General features: G+C 42.0%; 22 protein-coding genes. 2 read left to right on the top strand and 20 right to left on the bottom strand.

The features are described 5' to 3' along the window. Nucleotides 1–16: 16 nt before the first annotated feature. Nucleotides 17–610 (bottom strand): SMC-Scp complex subunit ScpB, encoded by a 594-nt coding sequence (gene scpB, locus MKZ10_RS08670; protein WP_342509784.1) that lies wholly within the window; start codon nt 608–610, stop codon nt 17–19. Between the two features lies 1 nt (nt 611). Further along, entirely contained in the window at nt 612–1,361 is a 750-nt protein-coding gene (locus MKZ10_RS08665) for a segregation/condensation protein A (RefSeq protein WP_342509782.1), read from the bottom strand. 49 nt (nt 1,362–1,410) lie between these two features. Here MKZ10_RS08665 and MKZ10_RS08660 point away from each other — a divergent pair, with 49 nt between their 5' ends. Continuing rightward, nucleotides 1,411–1,914, top strand: coding sequence for a DUF309 domain-containing protein (locus MKZ10_RS08660; RefSeq protein ID WP_342509780.1), 504 nt, complete (start codon nt 1,411–1,413; stop codon nt 1,912–1,914). On the opposite strand, the gene MKZ10_RS08655 is transcribed toward MKZ10_RS08660, so the two are convergent. The 16 genes from MKZ10_RS08655 to MKZ10_RS08580 all read right to left on the bottom strand — a co-directional run bounded on the left by MKZ10_RS08655 (nt 1,911) and on the right by MKZ10_RS08580 (nt 16,413). Continuing rightward, on the bottom strand, nt 1,911–2,273 hold the full coding sequence (locus MKZ10_RS08655; protein WP_342509778.1) for a GNAT family N-acetyltransferase: 363 nt from the start codon (nt 2,271–2,273) through the stop codon (nt 1,911–1,913). The two genes, MKZ10_RS08660 and MKZ10_RS08655, sit on opposite strands and share 4 nt — an antisense overlap. Nucleotides 2,274–2,429: 156 nt before the next feature. Further along, nucleotides 2,430–3,758, bottom strand: coding sequence for a diaminopimelate decarboxylase (gene lysA / locus MKZ10_RS08650; protein WP_342509776.1), 1,329 nt, complete (start codon nt 3,756–3,758; stop codon nt 2,430–2,432). A 69-nt stretch (nt 3,759–3,827) separates the two neighbouring features. Further along, the gene (locus MKZ10_RS08645; RefSeq protein ID WP_342509774.1) at nt 3,828–5,273 is read right to left on the bottom strand and encodes a spore germination protein; all 1,446 of its coding nucleotides are present in this window, start codon (nt 5,271–5,273) and stop codon (nt 3,828–3,830) included. A 28-nt stretch (nt 5,274–5,301) separates the two neighbouring features. Then, on the bottom strand, nt 5,302–6,066 hold the full coding sequence (locus MKZ10_RS08640; protein ID WP_342509772.1) for a SigF/SigG family RNA polymerase sporulation sigma factor: 765 nt from the start codon (nt 6,064–6,066) through the stop codon (nt 5,302–5,304). Between the two features lie 3 nt (nt 6,067–6,069). Continuing rightward, complete coding sequence (gene spoIIAB, locus MKZ10_RS08635; RefSeq protein ID WP_342509768.1) at nt 6,070–6,516, bottom strand: anti-sigma F factor; 447 nt, start codon at nt 6,514–6,516, stop codon at nt 6,070–6,072. Beyond that, nucleotides 6,506–6,859 (bottom strand): anti-sigma factor antagonist, encoded by a 354-nt coding sequence (locus tag MKZ10_RS08630; protein WP_342509766.1) that lies wholly within the window; start codon nt 6,857–6,859, stop codon nt 6,506–6,508. The genes spoIIAB and MKZ10_RS08630 overlap by 11 nt, the downstream gene beginning before the upstream one ends. A gap of 573 nt (nt 6,860–7,432) precedes the next feature. Next, the gene (locus tag MKZ10_RS08625) at nt 7,433–7,867 is read right to left on the bottom strand and encodes a hypothetical protein (protein ID WP_342510110.1); all 435 of its coding nucleotides are present in this window, start codon (nt 7,865–7,867) and stop codon (nt 7,433–7,435) included. A gap of 804 nt (nt 7,868–8,671) precedes the next feature. After that, nucleotides 8,672–9,424: a hypothetical protein gene (locus tag MKZ10_RS08620; RefSeq protein ID WP_342509764.1), complete on the bottom strand. Its 753-nt coding sequence runs from the start codon at nt 9,422–9,424 to the stop codon at nt 8,672–8,674. 220 nt (nt 9,425–9,644) lie between these two features. Beyond that, nucleotides 9,645–9,866 carry a hypothetical protein gene (locus tag MKZ10_RS08615; protein WP_342509762.1) on the bottom strand — a complete coding sequence of 74 codons (222 nt, stop codon included), beginning with the start codon at nt 9,864–9,866 and terminating at the stop codon, nt 9,645–9,647. After that, complete coding sequence (locus tag MKZ10_RS08610) at nt 9,863–10,663, bottom strand: hypothetical protein (RefSeq protein WP_342509760.1); 801 nt, start codon at nt 10,661–10,663, stop codon at nt 9,863–9,865. Before MKZ10_RS08610 ends, MKZ10_RS08615 begins: the two co-directional genes overlap by 4 nt. A gap of 467 nt (nt 10,664–11,130) precedes the next feature. Next, a complete protein-coding gene (locus MKZ10_RS08605; protein WP_342510108.1) occupies nt 11,131–12,438 on the bottom strand; it encodes a pyrimidine-nucleoside phosphorylase in 1,308 nt (435 codons plus the stop codon). 5 nt (nt 12,439–12,443) lie between these two features. After that, a complete protein-coding gene (gene deoB, locus MKZ10_RS08600; protein ID WP_342509758.1) occupies nt 12,444–13,637 on the bottom strand; it encodes a phosphopentomutase in 1,194 nt (397 codons plus the stop codon). Nucleotides 13,638–13,675: 38 nt separating this feature from the next. After that, nucleotides 13,676–14,575, bottom strand: a complete 900-nt coding sequence (gene xerD, locus MKZ10_RS08595; protein WP_342509755.1) for a site-specific tyrosine recombinase XerD — start codon at nt 14,573–14,575, stop codon at nt 13,676–13,678. Nucleotides 14,576–14,681: 106 nt separating this feature from the next. Continuing rightward, nucleotides 14,682–15,140: a Fur family transcriptional regulator gene (locus MKZ10_RS08590; RefSeq protein WP_342509753.1), complete on the bottom strand. Its 459-nt coding sequence runs from the start codon at nt 15,138–15,140 to the stop codon at nt 14,682–14,684. A gap of 94 nt (nt 15,141–15,234) precedes the next feature. After that, nucleotides 15,235–15,750 carry a hypothetical protein gene (locus MKZ10_RS08585; RefSeq protein WP_342509751.1) on the bottom strand — a complete coding sequence of 172 codons (516 nt, stop codon included), beginning with the start codon at nt 15,748–15,750 and terminating at the stop codon, nt 15,235–15,237. Between the two features lie 117 nt (nt 15,751–15,867). Continuing rightward, nucleotides 15,868–16,413 carry an NUDIX hydrolase gene (locus MKZ10_RS08580; RefSeq protein WP_342509749.1) on the bottom strand — a complete coding sequence of 182 codons (546 nt, stop codon included), beginning with the start codon at nt 16,411–16,413 and terminating at the stop codon, nt 15,868–15,870. Between the two features lie 72 nt (nt 16,414–16,485). Between MKZ10_RS08580 and MKZ10_RS08575 the strand changes: the two genes are divergently transcribed. Further along, nucleotides 16,486–17,388, top strand: a complete 903-nt coding sequence (locus tag MKZ10_RS08575) for an aldo/keto reductase (RefSeq protein ID WP_342509746.1) — start codon at nt 16,486–16,488, stop codon at nt 17,386–17,388. 303 nt (nt 17,389–17,691) lie between these two features. Here MKZ10_RS08575 and MKZ10_RS08570 read toward each other — a convergent pair whose 3' ends face one another. Together MKZ10_RS08570 and MKZ10_RS08565 are read right to left on the bottom strand one after the other, a co-directional pair. Beyond that, complete coding sequence (locus MKZ10_RS08570; RefSeq protein WP_342509744.1) at nt 17,692–18,903, bottom strand: NupC/NupG family nucleoside CNT transporter; 1,212 nt, start codon at nt 18,901–18,903, stop codon at nt 17,692–17,694. Between the two features lie 804 nt (nt 18,904–19,707). Further along, complete coding sequence (locus MKZ10_RS08565; protein WP_342509742.1) at nt 19,708–20,523, bottom strand: Cof-type HAD-IIB family hydrolase; 816 nt, start codon at nt 20,521–20,523, stop codon at nt 19,708–19,710. Nucleotides 20,524–20,551 lie beyond the last annotated feature (28 nt).

Genomic DNA, 20,551 nt, shown 5'->3' with positions numbered 1-20,551 from the left:
TTAAGAGATTCCCTTTTTAGTCATCTTCCATGGCAAATGCTTCTTGGAATTTAGTCATAAACAAATCAGTATCTCCCGTTGCGCTGTCTTCCTCCTGCTGGAGTGGTGGTAACTCCTGAAGCGATTCCAAGCCAAAGCGATCTAAAAACAAATCTGTCGTACCGTAAAGAATCGCTCGACCACTGCCTTCCGAACGACCTTTCTCCATAATCAACCCCTTCGCAATAAGTGTACTAATGGGGCCTTCTGATTTCACACCACGCAAATCATCAATTTCTATCCGCGTTACCGGCTGTCTATAAGCAATAATCGCCAACACTTCCAAAGAGGCTTGTGTCATCGACTTTGGTGTCGGATTTTCAAGTAACCGTTTAATATCCTCCGCAAATTCTGCCTTCGTTACTAGACGATAAGCACCTCCTAAAAGCTTCACCGTAATGCCACTTTCATTGCGCTGTTCATAGCTCAACCGTAACCATTCAATCGCAGTGTTTACTTCGGCTTCTTGTCGTTCAGTGAGAACGGCTAATTGTTTCACCGTCAGTCCTTCATCCCCCACAAGGAATAAAAAACTTTCAATCATGCCTGACAAACGTTCCTTCTTATCCATTTCACTCATCCTCCCGCCGGAATGCTACTGTCAGTTCATCAAAATTTCCTTGCTGCACCACAGTAATATCCCGACGTTTCATCAATTCTAACAACGATAAAAACGTAACGACAAGATCTGGAGTATTACCTTTGTCAAATAGCGAGTAGAAACCACATTTTCCGCCGCCTCTTTCTAGTATGGCCATAATCGTATCCATTTTTTCACTAATAGATACTTCCATTTTTGTTATACTTGCAGTCATCGGTGCTTTCAGTCGATTTCTGTCGAGCATCTTTTGGAATGCGCCGATCAAATCAAAAACATTCATATTTTCTTCGTTGCTACTTAAGGTTACTTCACCAAACTCAGTCAAATCTTCAGGTGACTTTGTAAAATAATCGGATCTTTCATCCGCAGATTCCTTCAAACTGACAGCCGCTTCTTTATACTTCCTATATTCAATAAGGCGTGCAACAAGCTCATCCCGTGGATCTTCCTCCAACTCGAAATCCATACCTTCGTCGAACTCCTCCCCTTCATGAACAGGGAGTAGCATTTTGCTCTTAATTTCTATTAATGTTGCAGCAAGGACCAAGTATTCACTTAGTTCATCCAACTGTAATACACGCATGGCGTAAAGATGTTCTATGTACTGCGCTGTCAGTTCGGCCATCGGAATATCGTATATATCAATTTCAAGTCTGTTGATTAAATGCAATAATAGATCTAGTGGGCCTTCAAAAGCTTCTAGTTTTACTTTATACGACATACTGCGTAACACCTACCTACTATTTTTCTATTAAGAAAGGACTGATTTCATGCATTTGTATCATCATCCGTTATTCGTTCAGTTTATTGTTTATTTTAATAACAATCAAGACTATTTTGAATGTCACGAAGTGTTGGAGGAATATTGGAAGTCGATTCCTTTAAGTGATAAAGAACATCCGCTGGCAACTTATATACTTCTCGCGACAGGCATGTACCATTGGCGTCGTAATAATTTTGCGGGTGCATCGCGTACATTGCATAAGGTTGCGAAAAGGTTACCTACTTTTTCTACCTCTGACAAAAGTGAAATCGACTTTCAGCAGCTCATTATCCATGTTAACGATAGCGTCGAGCGGGTTGAAAAAGAATACCCTTTTGAATCCTTTCCATTGGCAATCATATCGCCTGCTCTACAAGCAAAAATCGAGCTAGCTCAGCAATCTATGATGCTACTCCCATTTGGCAGCGAAGCGGTCATTCATAAGCATATGCGAAGAGATCGTAGTGATATTCTTCGTGAGCGTGACGAAAAGAAGAAGGGCAGACATTAATCTGCTCCTTCTCCTTTTACTTGACACTTCTTTATGAACAAATCGGTTTCTTCCGTACTTTTACATTCTTTGTCCGGGAAAAGCGCCTGCACTTTCGCTACCATTTCCTTTCCAACCCCTTCTCCCCGAAAGGATGGGTTGACTGAAATATGGTATAACGTGTAGTCTTCATCGGCTAATTCCACGCCAATCAGACCGATAATATCATCCTCTTTTTTAAATAAATAGAGTTGCCAACTATCGTTTGTTTCGTATTGGTGAATCGTTTCCTGTAACTTCTTCGCAGTTTTATCGCCGGGCATATAAGATAGTAGCCCCATCGCAATTTTTTCATACGTTTTCTTATAACGCAAAAGCATCAATTGAATCCCTTCTTTTCTGAGAATCCTTTATCACTCGTCCATTTATGATCCGTTAACGAGGGTCGATAATCGGCATGACAAAGTACCAGTATACAGCTCCCCATGTAATTGCCGCAACTACAATAATTGCGAGAAGGAGGATGTTACGTCTTTTCAAATCTTTTCCTCCCGTCTAACCATTTGTAGTGGGATGTCTAATCTTACGACATCTTCATAGGTCTCTCTCCGGACAACTAGCTGATGTTCTCCGTTTTCACAGAAGACAATGGCGGGCTTTGGCAGTCGATTATAATTACTCGCCATCGAATAGCCGTATGCACCCGTACAAAAAATAGCGATGACATCCCCTTCAGACGGATCGGCAAGATAAGCTTCTTCAATGAGTTTATCCCCTGATTCGCAGCATTTCCCTGCGATTGTTACTTTTTTGTCATGCGCAATACTCATTCGATTCGCTGAAGCAGCCGTATACTTCGCACCATACAATGCCGGTCGGATATTATCTGACATACCACCATCCACCGCTATGTACGTCCGGATACCCGGCACTTCTTTTGTACTACCAGCCGTGTAAAGTGATGTACCCGCATCTCCAACCAATGATCTACCTGGCTCAATCCAAATTTCTGGCACAGGATAGCTATGACTGCGCGTCATCGATAGGACAATTGTCGCCATTTCCTCGATGTAAGCAGAAGGCACAAGTGGCGTGTCTTCTTCCGTATAACGGATACCAAACCCTCCGCCCAAATTCAGTACAGTACAGATGAAGTTATGCTCATCTCGCCAAGCAATCATCTTGTCCATCAATACTTCTGCCGCAAAACGGAAAGCGTCCGTTTCAAATATTTGAGAACCAATATGGCAATGCATACCAAGTAATTGAATATAGGGATGATCATGCAAATGAAGGAATGCCTCATCCGCCTGACCATTTTTCAAATCAAAGCCAAACTTCGAATCTTCCTGCCCCGTCGTAATATAATCATGCGTGTGTGCTTCAACACCTGGCGTTACCCGAATGAGTACATTCATGTGTTCTCTGCGCGATTCCGCGATTTCTTTCACCAACGCAATTTCAGAAAAATTATCAATGACGATGCAGCCTATTTTTTCATCGAAAGCATATTGTAATTCCGTATAGCTTTTATTATTACCGTGGAAATGAATTTTCTCCCGCGGAAAGTCTGCTGCGATAGCCGTAAACAGCTCTCCTCCAGAAACAACGTCAAGTGAAAGCCCTTCTTGCTTAGCCACTTCGTATATAGCAATCGACGAGAATGCTTTACTCGCATAGGCAACCTGTGCACGGATGCCTACATTTTTAAAAGTTTCTTTGAAGGCCAGCGCTCGTTCACGGAACAGAGCGGTATCATAGACGACGAGTGGTGTACCATACGTATGTGCAAGATCAATTGTATCGACGCCACCAATTGTTAGATGGTCTTGCTGATTGACTGATTGTGTTCCGTACAAATGCATGTTGCCTTCCCCTCCCAAATCATATAACTAAAACTTTATCATAACAGAGTGGGTAGTGGCAATCACCTATCAGACACGATCCCTGTCCGGCGAGTCGGTAATAAACGGTCGGGGTTCATCCGCAGTCATCGGAAATCTGATTAAAACACGAAGCATTGCATGTGGAAAAAACGGAACCGCAGGCCATAAATAAGGGACACCCATCGGTTTCAATGAACATAGATAGTAAAAAAGAACAGCTATCGATAAGAAAAATCCTGGCGCTCCAAGTATTGCTGTTGACAGCAATATGCAAATTCTGAAAATCTTAATCGTAATACTTAATTCATAAGAAGGAATGGCAAATGTGAAAATAGCACTAACTGCCACGTACAGTACCACCTCCGGGGTGAATAAACCGACGTCAATGGCCACTTGTCCAATGACGATAGCGGCGACAAGCCCCATTGCTGTCGACATCGGCGTCGGTGTATGAATGGCCGCCATTCGAAGTACTTCAATGCCAATATCTGCGCCAATCAACTGTAAAACCAACGGAATTTCTCCTATATCCTTTGGTCCTATATAACTAAGAAAAGCCGGTAAATATTCTTGTTTTGTGGAAACTAAATACCAAAATGGCAATAGAACAAGGCTCATCGCAGCTCCCCAAAAACGCAGTAGACGAACGAACGTCCCTAAAAGTGGTGCTTGACGATATTCCTCGGCATGTTGTAGATGATGGAAAATCGGAGCTGGCACAAGGATAACAGAAGGTGACGTATCAACGATTATAGCGATGTGCCCTTCCAATAAATGCGCCGCACATATATCGGGTCGCTCCGTGAAACGGACAAACGGCATCGGATGAAAACGCTGTTTGAACAGAAATTCTTCTAGTGATTTATCAGTCATCGTTAGCCCATCATGCTTGATTTCATCGAGTCTATCTCGTATATAGGTGAGATGCTTTTCACTTGCAGCCCCTTTCATATAAGTAATGGCGATATCCGTCTTGCCGTTTACCGTCACTTTATGCATTTCAAAGCGTAAATCTTCAGTCCGTAAACGCCTCCGAACAAGCGCTGTATTTTGAATAAGATTTTCCGTAAAACCGTCTCTTGGTCCTCTTACGACCTTTTCATTGTCCGGTTCTGCTGGTTCCCTGCCTGGATAAGACCTAATATCAATCGTAAACGCATAGCCTTCAGGCGTTATAAATGCTGCTTGACCACTGAGAATCGATGTCAATAATTCATCTTTGTCCTTGATGTTGGATATCGCATGGTATGGGAAAAAGGAGAGGAACTGATCTGTTCCATCTCCCTTCATTTCTGGCCTTTCCGTATTCCCTTGCATTTCCGTTAGTAGAGTCGTGATTGTAGCGCCATCTACTAGCCCATTAATGTACAGTAACAGTGCAGGCATGTCCCAAAGATGCAAAGACCTAGCCGTCGCATCAAACGTCTCGTCTCTTCCAAAACAAGCGGAGAACCACTCTTCTCCTTCATTCATCGACCGAAATAACTTTTTCATGGATTCAATCCGTCCTCACTTTTTTCAATTATGCCTCAGCGTTAACACCCATCCATGATTTGAGTTGCGCTAAAATTTTCTTTTCAAGCCTTGACACTTGCACTTGCGATATGCCAATTCGTTCTGCAATATCACTTTGCGTACAGTCCAAATAATAGCGCATATAAATAATGGTCTGATCGCGTTTATTTAATTTCGAAACGACATCCCGCAGGGGAATATGATCAAATACCCTTTCGGACCGGTCATCTCGTAGCTGGTCCATCAGTGTCAGACTATCTCCTTCACTTTCATACAATTGCTCATGAAGGGAGGCGGGGTCACGCAAGGCATCCGATGCCAAAATAATATCATCCACTGACACTTCCAAAACCGCTGCAACTTCTGAAATAGACGGTGATTTTCCGTGTTTTTTAATATAATCATCTGTTGCATGACGGATTTTAAAACTTAGCTCACGAATAGAACGGCTCACCTTTACCATCCCGTCATCTCTTAAAAAACGTTGGATTTCTCCGACAATCATCGGCACAGCATACGTAGAAAACTTTACCTCGTAAGAAAGGTCGAATTTATCAATCGATTTCATCAACCCTATACAACCAATTTGGAATAAATCTTCCGGGTCAGCGCCACGTGAAGCAAACCGTTGAACAATGGACCAGACCAGTCTTGTATTACCCTCGACCATCATCCTTCTTGCTTCCTTATCGCCTTCTTGTGAAATTTGAATCAGTTCCCTCATCTTCTCCTGCGTCAACAAAGCGGGTTGCACTTCAACAGATGCGTCCATAGGTCACCTCATTCTGCTTACTTCCGTGACCGGAGAAAACGTTTTTTCGAACTTGACAACAGTTCCACTTCCTACAACAGACTCAACAGATAGACTGTCAGAAAAGCTTTCCATAATCGTAAATCCCATACCTGAACGTTCCATAAAAGGTCGCGTGGTAAACATTGGTTCCATCGCCTGCCCTACGTCAAAAATCCCCATCCCTTCATCACGTACCGTCATTGTTACTTTGTTGTCTTGAATAACGGCGTGAAGTGTAACTAGACTTGTACCATCCGTCTCATAGCCATGAATGATTGCATTCGTAACAGCTTCTGAAACAATTGTCTTAAACTCTGAAATCTCTTCGATTGTCGGGTCAAGGGGTGTGATGAAACAGGTCATCGCCATCCTTGCCAGAGCTTCATTTTCTTCAATTGCGACGAATGATAACGTCATTTCATTGTTCATGTAAAACCCCTCCAATTTCCCCGATCGCTTGATCGACCGTACAATGCCTGATAGTTGACCCAAGACCGGAAAAGTTAAAAATCTTTTCCATAGTCGATGCAGGATTCAAGATAAGCGTCTCCCCATTTGACGGCACTAAATCTCGCATCCTACCAAGGATGAGCCCGATTCCCGCACTATCCATAAAGCCAAGTCCTTCTAAATCCCAAATGATTGCTCGCACTTGTCCCGTAAAAATAGATGTGGAAATATGCGTTCGGATTTGATTGGCCTGATGATTATCCAATTCCCCACGTAGTGTCACAATTAAGATGCCATTGTCTAGTATTTTGATGTCAGCCATGCTGAACCCCCTCCTTACTGCGGATTATTCCACATCGGAGAGAGGGAAACCTCTTAGCTGACAAAACTAGTCATAGATAGTGAAAGGTTCCTGCTTTTCGACAATGCCCTTAACTATAGAAAGTATGCACATGTTAGATAGGATTTAGACATGGATGTGGTCGATGTTAAAATAAAAAATGCCATTGAGTACGCTCCGGCGCCAGGGATGCCTCCCACCCTAAGCCAAGCAGCTTCGCCGCTAGTCTTAGGGCTTCGGCTACCCCCGTTAAGGCGCCTTCGCTGGTGATTATCAAAAAGCGGAAGTGTAATTAGTAATTAGGAAAGAAGGTCAAATGAATCCATACAAAAAGAGACGGTCAACTGCTCCGCCTCTTCTTAGATCTTGCTATTGAAATACTCCTGATCACATTCTAGTTGTCGCTTTAATATCTCTCTCCAAAAAGCCTTGCCGTATTCTCCCCGTCCCATTGACACCTTTGTGACTTTATATGTTCCGTCTGCACGACGCTTTCTAAAAAAGTAATGATCGGTTTGTTTGTATAGCTCCCAACCATCGCGCTCGCAAAATCTTTTATGATCGGACGTATTTGACATCGAAAGCGTCTATAATCCTTTTAGCATCATCGGTAATCAAGGCTTTGAGTACAAGGGGAAATTGCTTTTTGAAATTCTTCGTTGGTTGATACATATTTAAATCCTTGTAATAATCTGCAGCAAAATCCAACAGCTGATCTGCTAACTTCTGAACAGCAATTTCCTCTGTCTTGCCCGCTTCAACAAACCAAAAATCATTCATTGTTGCTATATACTCTTCTGACTCCCCATCATATTCAACCTCTACTGAATAGCGAATGCTATCCATTATCACCGACATATATTCTAAATTCATAGACACAAATACATCTCGTTCATTACGTTGGACAAACTTAGGAGACTTATGAATAACCTCATCAACGAATTTAGACCATTCCTGACGGACATCACTCGATTTTTCTGCTAATAGCATAAGTTTCACCCCTCTCTCCCCCCTATCTTAGCATGGTTGTACAAACCGTACAATACGTACGATTACTTATACTTAGTATCAGCGAAGGGTGATTATGCTATTCAAACGAAATAAGTTTTACAAAAGCCAAGGCGTCCTCAAGTCTTCAAAACAGCAGACCATCCAGTCCTTGAAAAAATACAAACGATGCCAGTCGTGCACTTCGAATTGTGGCAGTAACTGAGCACTACACTACACATCACCTTACTAACAGTGCTCCGCATTAGAGATTATGAAGAAAGAGGAAGTTTAACAAGTCACCAGGAAAGTAAATCAAGTGAATCTATACAATCAAGCATCCTCGATTAAGAATGCTTAGTCTCTAAATATTTAAATATTCTTTAATGCACGTCTGTTGATTAACCAAAAATAACTTAGGCGAATAACAGGTGCTTTATATTCAATCGCTTTTGGTTCACTCTGGATTGAATGACTTCTATACAATAATCGTACTCTTTATGTATAGGGATGCGACTTCGCCGCATCCCTATACATTCTTTTCGGTAATCGTATGGTGGAAGTTCATCCATCGCTCTCCAAAAACGCAGATACACGAAGTGCCAATGCTTTTGGGGACGAGGGAATAGAAGACTTTTTCCATAGTTAAAAGCCACCAAAGATCCAATTTTGGCGGCTGTGGCTTTTACTATGGTCTTTTCTTTTTTTATTTTACGAAGCGTCACTTTCTTATAGAACCCGCTAAAAATAAAGAAGAAGGAAGGAATCCTTCCTTTCCTGTACGACACATAATGGTCCTTATAATCTCTATTCGATATATAAGTTTTCTGTATATTGACTTTGTATCTTGTCGAGCGTTGAATTATAGTATCTTTTTAACCACTGATACTTTACTTGAACATTAGGCTTTGATTCATACGCTATTATCGCATTTTCTATAACCACTTTAATGGCAGATAGAGAATCAAAATATTTGCTATTATCATCAATTTCTTGCCATTGGCTCAAAAAGTCAACGTAAAACTGTTCATCAAAATCTTGATTTAGCAAATTCAAGATATATTCAAGCTCTTGGTCGGGGGGATTTACACCATTTTGAATAGCCGTATTGAAAACTTTATCACTAACAATAACTCTTGGGTAGACTGCAACTTTACTTTCTAATTCATACGCCTCAATCATCGCAGGTCCAAAAACAATACTATCATTATGACATAACTCACCTACAGTAAACCCTCCCCTAAATAACACACCTTCTGCTAACATATCTAACTGCAAGTGAACAACATCCATTAACAAGTAAAATACCGCCCCCTCAAGTTTAGTAGGGTATGATATAACTATCGAATCTGAAAAGACGGTAACTTCTTTACCGATTTCTTTTTGAGCAAGTACACCATCTAGATTGTCTTTTTGATAATCATATAAATAATTAAAAACCCTTTTCATTTTATTAAAATATGCAGGATCATTTTTCGTAAGTTTTATATGCTCTGTAAAGCCTAAAATATCAATAAATACAATCACTCTATCTTCATATTTATTAAGTTCTATTGTCATTTTTTCGCCACCCTTTTTGAAAGTAATCATATCATAAAAAGGGGGACAAATCATTTCTCTTTTCTTTATATTATTAATTACTTTACGTCAATTACCATCAACCAAAAATCTAAGACTACTATCATAAAAAATCTCCTTAACTCCAGGCTGAAGCATAGAAGATACTTATAAAACAACATAAAAAATAACGCTAGCTTATGCTGCGTCTGGTCATGAGTCGTTATAGTAAATCGTTATAACCTAACTCATTATTAGCGTCCGAATCCTTAATCGCCTGAACAACATTTAAATCATTATCAAGTGCATGTTGAATGGCATCTCCAAACATACTAACGAAATCAACAATTGATACTCCTACTATATATTCATTTTCCCGGATGATTATTTCAGCTTCATCTCTATCTAAAAAGAAACGAGTTCTAATCCAGTCATCAACATTCATACGTTAGTCCTCCTTGTCATAGTTAGATAGAACGTTCCAAAATCACCATCTATACAACGTAGTTCTATGTTATCGTCTTTCAGCTTAACCTCAAACTTGTTCTGCTGATTTACCGAAAGGGCGCTAAAGGTAGGTTCTGTTACTCTAACCGTCGAATACGCCGCACCAACAGGAGAATGCTTCGACATCATCACAGCCGTGAATGTATATCCTTTGTACCCATTCCCCGGTGCCGGGTAGTAACCCGTCCAAGGATGAGGATAATAAACAATGGCATTGGATGGTACATTTACTTCTGCTACTTTTCCGTTATCGGGATATGTAGCAGTAACCTTTCCCGAACCACTATGATATCCTTGCGGAATGGTATATGACTGCCCTTGACTCGTTAAGGATTGGTTGACTGCCCCTCTATTCGGCATCGTTCCGGGTATTACCCCGTTATCTGTACCAATAGTATTCGGCGCTAGGACTTGTGGTGCTGTAGCGTTTCCATACTCACCCCCTTCACCCTGTTGTAGAAAAGACACTCCATCGTAAACTAGTGTGTATATCAACCCTACTTTGAGAGTACCGGCAGTTAAGGCGTTACCATTTTGTTTCTTAATCGTCTTAGCACCAAGTTCATTCACGTTAACTGTAGCTGCACCAGTATTAGCAACATTAATTTTCAGACGTAAAGAAACACCCTCCTGATAAGCAGAGAGTGCAGGATTTAAAGTTGCTATATATGCGTTTGCTGAACCTGTCGCTATGGCATAACCTGCATGCGACAGATCATCCGCCTTATGACACATAAGGCACTATCACACTCCGCTTTCTCCCATTTTAATAGGCAAAAAACATTCGGATAGATGTTCTAAAGCACGTTAATATCAACGATTGAATAAACCAAGGAAAACATGAATTTGTTTCATATAGTTAATAGAATCAGTAATATTTAGATACTCAGTTTCCACACCGTTCTGTGTGTGTCGTCTAGCACTAACTTACAATAAAAGCGAAAATCAACCTTTTCCGAACTTTATACTTACTCTATTTATAAAATCGACTCATATATATCAAAATAATAATTCCGCACAATCTCCAGCGCAGGCGCCTAACTGGGGTCGCGGGAGGCATCCTCAAGCGCCAAGCGTCGTTAGGAAGATTCTTCTTTCTACTCAATACTCAAATAGCTCACCTAGATAAAATCTCAAAAAAGGCTACCTTAATTGACCCGAAAAGTTCCAGTCAATAAGATAGCCCTTCATAACTATTCAATTCACCCCGTGATCATTTCTCCAATGAGACGCGGGCTTTCTACTGCTTGTTCACCAATTACAATATGTTGTTGTATCAAAGCTATCGAACGTTCCACGTCCTGCGTGTTCGCATGAATGATAGCAAGCGGTTCACCTTGTTGCACAGCATCGCCAATTTTTTTACGCAATACAATTCCAACAGCGAGGTCGATTTCATCTTCCTTCGTTGCTCGTCCTGCCCCAAGAAGCATTGCTGCAACCCCGATATCATCCGCTTCCATCTTCGTAATATAGCCAGATGTCGGTGCTGGTACTTCAATCTGATAGGTTGCTGTCGGCAACAATGCTGGATTATGAATAATCTCCGCATCGCCTCCTTGCGCTTCAATTAGCTTACCGAATAACTCAAGTGCTGAGCCATCTGCGATAACTGCCTTCAGCATGTCACGCGCTTCATCAATCGAAGCCGCTTTTCCACCTGCCACAATCATCTTGCTACCAAGGACAAAACAAAGTTCCGTCAAATCATCCGGTCCTTGCCCTTTTAGCGTGTCAATCGCTTCAATGACTTCAAGCGCATTTCCAATCGCAAAACCAAGCGGCTGACTCATATCCGAAATGACTGCCATCGTCTGTCTACCAACTTGCTTACCTATCGCTACCATCGACTCGGCAAGTGCCTTAGCATCTGCTTCGGTTTTCATAAATGCCCCATCGCCTGTTTTAACATCCAGTACGATAGCATCTGCACCCGCTGCAATTTTCTTACTCATAATTGAACTAGCAATCAAAGGAATGCTGTCAACAGTTGCTGTTACATCTCGCAGGGCATACAGCTTTTTATCTGCCGGCGTCAAATTACCACTTTGTCCGATAACCGCTAATTTCAAGTCATTCACTTGTTTAGCGAATTGTTCTTCTGTCAATTCGATGTGAAAGCCCTCAATCGCCTCTAGCTTGTCTAGTGTTCCACCTGTATGTCCAAGTCCACGACCACTCATCTTTGCAACTGGCACACCACATGCAGCGACAAGCGGTACGAGGATAAGTGTTGTCGTATCGCCAACTCCTCCAGTGGAGTGCTTATCGACTTTAATCCCTTCAATAGCAGACAAATCGATTTGGTCGCCCGATTCCACCATTGCCATCGTTAAGTGACCTTGTTCTTCCGCTGTCATCCCTTTGAAGTAAATCGCCATCAAGAAAGCACTAGCTTGATAATCCGGGATTGACCCGTCTGTGTAACCATTGACGAAAAATGTGATTTCTTCCTTCGACAGCACTTCACCATTCCGTTTTTTTTCAATTACATCAACCATTCTAAACATCATCATCACACCTTCTCTACTAATAAATTCAAGAAACTTTTACCGAATTCCGGTAACTTCACATTAAAATTATCCGCAATCGTTGCTCCAATATCAGAGAATGTTTCCCTTTGCGGCAAAGCTCCGCCGCGCTTGAGGGTAGGCGAATAAACAAGTAGTGGAACATATTCACGTGTATGATCCGTCCCTGGATACGTTGGGTCATTACCATGATCCGCTGTAATGATAAGCAAATCATCTTCATGCAAAGCCGCCATAATTTCCGGTAGCCTTGCATCGAATTCTTGCAGCGCATTACCATAACCAATTGGATCTCTCCGATGGCCAAATAATGCATCGAAATCAACAAGATTGGTAAAGCTAAGTCCCTTGAAATCCTTCTTCATAACATCTAATAATTTGTCAACGCCGTCCATATTACTTACTGTACGAACTGACTCTGTAATGCCTTCTCCATTAAAAATATCCGCAATTTTGCCTACTGCAATCACATCATAAGCAGCATCTACTAGTTCATTCATAACAGTCCGTCCGAATGGCTTCAATGCATAGTCGTGGCGATTCGTCGTACGGGTGAAATTCCCCGGCTCACCAATAAATGGACGTGCAATGACACGACCGACCAAATATTTTGGGTCCAATGTTAATTCGCGTGCAATTTCACAAATCCGGTATTGTTCGTCAATCGGAATAATGCCTTCATGTGCTGCTATTTGCAGTACTGGATCTGCTGATGTATAGACGATTAACGCACCTGTCTCCATATGCTCAGCACCGTATTCGTCAAGAACCTCTGTACCACTTGCTGGCTGATTGCAAATCACTTTACGTCCTGTTCGTTGCTCTAATTCATCAATCAACTCTTGAGGAAAGCCATTTGGATAGACTTTGAACGGCTTGTCGATATTAAGTCCCATAATTTCCCAATGGCCTGTCATTGTATCTTTACCAACGGACGCCTCTTCCATCTTGCCGTAATACGCCCGGGACTCTTCTTCAACTGAAATTCCTTTTATTTTTCCGATGTTTCCAAGACCCATTTTGCCCATATGCGGCATATGTAATCCTTCCATTGCTTCGCCAATGTGTCCAAGTGTATTAGAGCCTACATCGCCGAATAGTTGAGCATCCGGTGCTTCTCCGATACCAACAGAGTCGAGTACGATTACATGGATACGTTTAAATTGTTGTTTTTCCATAGTTATTTCCTCCAATTAAATATACTGTTTCCATTATTTCAAGCCCGTGGGTGAAATTTCACATACACTTCTTTTAACCGCGAGCGACTCACATGAGTATAGATTTGTGTTGTTGAAATATCCGCATGTCCAAGCATTTCCTGAACAGCGCGCAGGTCCGCCCCATTTTCAATCAAATGCGTAGCAAAAGAATGACGCAAAATATGCGGTGTCAATTCTTTTTGTATACCCGCTTCCAGTGCGTGCCCCTTCAATAGCTTCCAACAGCCTTGTCTTGTTAGACGAGCCCCACGCATATTGACAAACAACGCTTCCACTTGCCTCTGCTTGGCGATAAAACCAGGGCGTGCCTCATCTATATACGTTTGACAAGCTTCAATGGCTTTGCCGCCGAGTGGAATAATCCGTTCCTTTCCACCCTTACCGAACACGCGTACAAATCCCATAGACAAATGGATGTCATCCATATCCAGACCAATCAATTCACTCACTCGCATCCCAGTTCCATACAATATTTCCAACAGCGCATGATCCCTTACACCTTGAGGCTTTGAACGGTCTGGGACAGCAATTAGCTTATCCACTTCTACCATGGACAAAACACGCGGTAATTTTTGCTCCAGTTTTGGCAATTCTAAATGTACCGTTGGGTCTTGGGTTGTCACTTTTTCTCGTAAAAGAAACTGATGGAATGAGCGGATTGACGAGATATGCCTCGACACCGTTCGGGATGATTTCCCACTTTCCTTCAAACGGTGCAAATACTCCAAAATAGCAGCACGGTCAACATCATCTATCGTTTTGAAGCCCGCTTGTTCCAAGTGATTCATATATTCATCAAGGTCACGCCTATAAGAAATAATCGTATTCCCCGCTAGCTGACGCTCTACTTTTAAAAAGTGCATATAATCCTCAAGTGCAAAACGGCTATCTTTCATGAATAACGGGAAATGAAAAACAAGCTTTATCTATCATTTGTTTGTCCAAGCCCTTTCCCCCTTCCTATCCAACAACAAAAGGGATAGCGGCGCGCCATCCCCTTGTTCAGACTTCACTATCATCAACATCTGATGTACATCTTTTACAAACACCATGAAACGTTAACCAATGATCTTTTATAGCAAATTGAAAACGGCTTTCAACGATTTTCTCGACATCACCGAGAAGATCCTCTTGAATTTCATCCACTGCTCCACATTCGATACAAATGAGGTGATGATGGAAATGGGCAGCACCTTCCTGCCGAAGGTCATATCTCGATACCCCATCACCAAAATTGATTTTATCGACTACTTTAAGATCTGTTAGCAACTCGAGCGTACGATATACAGTAGCTAGCCCAATTTCTGGTGCTTTCTCTTTGACTAGTAAAAATACATCTTCGGCACTTAGATGGTCTTCCTCATGCTCAAGGAGGACCAAAACCGTCGCTTCACGCTGGGGCGTTAACTTGTAACTTGCCCCATGCAATTGTTTCTTTATCCGATCGATTCGGCTTTCCATACGACGCCCCCCTCAAACTGCTTCCATTATACCAAATGGGCTTTCCTTCTGACAACAGAAAGGAAACGGATAGCTCAAGGTGGACAACTATTCTTTATTGAAGAATGAATCGAAAGACAATAATTTCGATGGCAAGCACAGCCGCCGATAGACCAATTATCGTTGGCAATGCACGCGTATTGCGTCTTTTCCCAAGTGTCGTATTCATAAAGTAAGGGGGGCTTAGAATAGCACAGTACATAAGAAATAGAAAACAGCTGATGAACTGAAATGGAAACCACCAAATCGAATACGCCATTATTTTTGCACCCGAACCGAGAAGATAGGAAGAAGATAGACCAAAAAAGACACATTTCAATGCACCAAAAAACAGCACGAGAAACCGTGTTTTATTGAACGACGCCAACGCAAAAGTAACGATAAAAAACAGAGCCGATGTGCCTATAGGTCTACTATAACCTACCCCATGCCCTCCGACGACACGCGCATCATAGAGCGTAATCACTCTTTCAATCGCAACTGCCGGCATGTAGCGATACAACAAGGCTCCGCCAATATAACTGACTGCTAAAATAATAAATAAGTGGATGAACGATAAAGAACGAACCATAGGCTGCACCTCCGCATAGCTTGTCCCGCTTTCACGGACAACTGTCCTACTCAAGTAAGATCCAACTGTCCCAAAAGCTCGATTGATTCAACATATGCTTGTCCGTTCAAAATTAGGTCACTTTTCTAGAAGTTTTTTTGCGTAGAGTACAGCAAAAGCTGTTTTAGCATCAAATATTTTCCCCGTCGCAACCATGTCCTCCGCCTGCTCAATTGTCACTTCCAACAATTCTATGAACTCATCTTCATCGCCCTCTGCTGGGTTATCAATTGTATAAAGTCCTTGTGCCAAATAAAGATGAATGATTTCATCCGCAAAGCCCGGCGATGTCGCAAACGACTGAATATAGCTGAATTCATTGGCACCATACCCTGTTTCCTCTTCCAGCTCACGGACCGCTGTCACTTCTGGCGCTTCCCCCGGGTCAATCTTCCCAGCAGGTATTTCAACGAGTGAGCGATTCAATGCTTTTCGATACTGCTCAACAAAGATCAATTTCCCTTCTGCAGTAATCGCAATAACCGCAACAGCCCCTGGATGTTTAATCAATTCACGTTTTGCTCGATTACCATCTGGCAATTCAACCTCTTCCACACGTAGTGTAATAACTTTTCCTTCGTAAAGTGTTTCACCTGATAACGTTTTTTCTTCATATTTATTCATCACATTCAACCCCTTCTCCTAGAATTTCTAATGACGACATTGTACCATGGATAAAATAGGGGGTGCTTGATTATGAAGAAAAGAGAGTTAGGCAAGAGTGGTCTGTACGTGTCCGAAATGGGATTCGGTTGTATGTCGCTGCCAAATGATCTAGATGAATCAAAAAAAATCATCGATGCCGCGATCCATGCTGGCATCAACTATTTCGACACAGCCGATTTATACGACGGCGGTCGGAATGAAGAACTTGTTGGCCATGCATTAAAAGGAAGACGTCAAGATATTATCCTAGCTACAAAGGCTGGCAATAAAATGAATCCCGACGGCAATGGCTGGTCATGGGACGCCTCCAAAGCACATATAACAGGGGCTATTAAACAGAGTTTACTTCGCCTCGAAACAGATTATATTGACTTATATCAACTACATGGTGGCGTGATGGAAGACAATGTCGATGAAACAATCGATGCCTTTGAAAGTTTGAAAAAAGAGGGTCTGATACGTCAATACGGCATTTCTTCCATCCGTCCAATTGTCATTAAACGATTTTTGGATAAGAGCTCTGCCATTTCAATCATGATGCAATACAGTTTACTCGATCGTCGACCAGAAGAATGGTTTCCAATGATTCAAGAGGCTGGTGCATCAGTTGTCACAAGGGGTACGATTGCCAAAGGATTTTTGACGGCGGAAGGCATGACAAGAGCCGAACAAGCAAACGGCTTTGTTGACTATGATGCCACTGATCTGACACGCACAGTTCAAGAGCTTAGCGAACAATCAGATGACCTACATGCGGCAGCAATCGCTTACGTCCTGCGAGATCAAACAGTAGCATCTGCGCTCATTGGTGCCCGCACAATCGAGCAATTACTCGATTCTGTTATTGCTTATGAGAAACAAGCGGGGGATGAGGAGATTATTCGGTTGGGTAATATTGCAAGAAAAAACATATATAAAGAACACCGCCTTTAATAAGCATACAAAAATGCATAGATATTAAAATCTATGCATTTTTGTATTTTTTTAGTTCTTCATAAACTTATTGTCTCGTTCGTTGGCAATCAATACTGAGATTATTTAATAGCCTACTTCTAACACCTGCTTGAGTTATTCTGATATCCAAATGCCACCTTCTACGATAATAGGAACTGGAAAAATAGGACGACAATAACATCAAGCAGGATGGTGTAATTGCGCCATCCTGCTTTTCATTACTATCCAGCTATCTGATCAATTACGCCTCGATGTAATTACGCCCTGTAGCTTTATCTGAATTCAGATAAACATTCCCGCAATCGCAGCACTCAATAACGAAGCTAACATTCCAGCTGCCACCGCACGTATTCCGAGCCTAGCAATGTCAGGGCGTCGACTTGGCGCTAGTGAACCTAGCCCTCCAATAAGAATCGCCAACGAGCTTAAGTTTGCAAAACCACAAAGCGCAAAGCTGACAACGATAACCGTTTTGGGGCTAAGGGAAGCAATTTCCGGTGCGAAAGATGCATATGCAACAAACTCATTCAACACAAGCTTTTGACCGATGAAACTCCCTGCAGTGACCGCCTCTGTCCATGGGACTCCAATAGCGAATGCGAGTGGTGAAAACAGGACACCTAAAATCCCCTCAAGCGTCAATGATTCGAAACCGAACCAGGCACCGACTCCACCTAACATGCCATTTATGAGTGCGATAAGCGCAATGAAGGCCAATAACATCGCACCCACATTAAGTGCTAGGCTTAATCCGTCTCCCGCCCCACGAGCTGCCGCGTCAATGACGTTTACCGATTCCCGATCCTTTTCCATCTCAAATTCGACGATATCTGATTCCTCCGTTTCCGGAATGAATATTTTCGCCATAATTAAACCTGCAGGTGCAGCCATGAAACTTGCCGCTATCAAATACTCAAGTGGAACACCTAAAAGTGCATATCCCGCTAGGACGGAACCCGCAACAGAAGCAAGTCCTCCTGTCATGACAGCAAATAGCTCGGATTTCGTCATGTTTGCCAAAAACGGTCGTATAATGAGTGGCGCTTCCGTCTGTCCGACAAATATATTCGCTGCCGCAGACACCGATTCCGCCTTACTCGTACCAAGAAGTTTTGATAAAGCCCCTCCGATTACTTTAATGACCATCTGCATGATTCCAAGATAATATAACACGGATATCAAGGATGAAAAGAAAATAATGATGGTCAACACTTGGAATGCAAAAACGAAACCGAATCCTTCAGCATCTGCCATTGGACCGAAAAGAAACGCAACTCCATCACCAGCGTAATCAATGACATTTTGTACTAGGTCGGAAAACGCTTCTAATCCAGTTCTTCCTGCTTCCCACTTTAGGACAATAAATGCAAACGTCACTTGGAGGATTAACCCAACAATGATTGTCCGGTAATTAATCGATTTCTTTCCGTTAGATAAAAGAAATGCAATTCCTAAGACGACAATAATCCCGAAAAGCCCCCACAATAAATTCAACTGTCACACCTCTTCAATGGAAAGTTTTCCATTTATAATTTTTGTTCCTATAGTCAATCTGTACCAACGCTCGCTTTGCTATGTAAAAAAAGCAGTCGTCTGACATCGGACAACCAGATGATTTTAGCAAACGAAATGCAATAAGTAAACATGGCTGTGTTCAATTAAGATATTGTATGTTTTCAAATAAATGAATCAACGATTAGTATGCCACTCTATGCGCAATTTACTCGTCTTTATTTTGGCGGCTCAATACATTTAAGAACAAAAGCGCTGAAGCGCCTCTGTCCACGTTCCAAGTATAAATAATCCAATCAGGACTTTTTTTCGCCCTTCGCATGGTTCCACCACCAAAAGTATATTCTTAGATTCCTCTGGGAAACCCGACTACCTTTTTCGCGAACTCGCCTACCTTTCCGACAAACTGGACTACGTATGCCGGAAACTCGGCTACCTTGGGGAAACCCGACTACCTTTTTCGCGAACTCGCCTACCTTTCCGATAAACCGGACTACGTATGCCGGAAACTCGGCTACCTTGGGGAAACCCGACTACCAATTTCGCGAACTCGCCTACCTTTCCGACAAACTGGACTACGTATGCCAGAAACTCGACTACCTCAAATGCCTTTGAGTTCAGACATGAAGGTTCCAACTTATCCATAGTACGAAAATTTTATAATTTCCTAGACAACAAAAAAACTATCCCTAAAAGTCAAAAACTGACTAACTTAGAGATAGCTTTATTTTGTTAGTTTCAATAACAAAAGCGTCTATTCACAACTTTTTTAATACACCTGGTCCATCATTCGATAATAACGCCCATTGGCTCTAAAATAAATTTTTCAATCACATGGCAAACGCCCTCTTCATTATTACTTAGCGAAATGTAATCAGCAATTTCCTTCAAGGCCTGAACTCCATTGCCCATTACAACACCTAGTCCCGCCGTTTTGATCAGTTCAATATCATTGTGATTATCACCTATCCCAATCGTTTCTGAACGATCAATGCCCAGCTTGCTCGCCAAATGCAGTAGGGCACTCCCTTTGTTCGCTTCTGGGTGTGTCACCTCAAGATAATTCACAGCAGATTTAGAAATATGAGCCCGCTCTCCAAACAATGCGCGCAATTCGTCTTGTAATCGATCAAGGTTATCAGACCCTTCGATAAAGAGTGCTTTCGTAAACCCTCGGTTAGCAAGCTTACCAAGATCTGGTTCTACCTTATATGGGACCTTAGATTTTTTAGAATAAGCAATAAGCTTATCATTTTCTAATGCACCATACAGAATATCATCTTGATAAACTTGTAAATGCAAGTCTTTCTCATTAGCAATATCCACTAACTGCTGCGCAATATCCGCTGGAATGAGACGTTCATAGAGCACTTCATTGTCAGCAATATTCTTTATAATCGCACCCTGATAAGTTATAACAGGTACATCTATCTCTAGCTGCTGTGCAAATTGTTTTGCCGAAGGAAACATACGTCCTGTTGCAATCGTTACAACCGTACCTAACTCAACTGCTTTTTGAATCGCCTGGATCGTTCTAGGCGTAATCGCTAGCTCATCCGTAAGTAATGTACCATCAAGGTCAATCGCCACTAATTTATACATAAAATCAAATCCCCTTTACTTATACGAT

Source organism: Sporosarcina sp. FSL K6-2383, assembly GCF_038618305.1.
In the GTDB taxonomy this organism is placed as follows: Bacteria; Bacillota; Bacilli; order Bacillales_A; family Planococcaceae; genus Sporosarcina.
The sequence above is the reverse complement of the archived record's forward strand: the minus strand, read 5'-3'. Positions and strand labels throughout refer to the sequence as shown.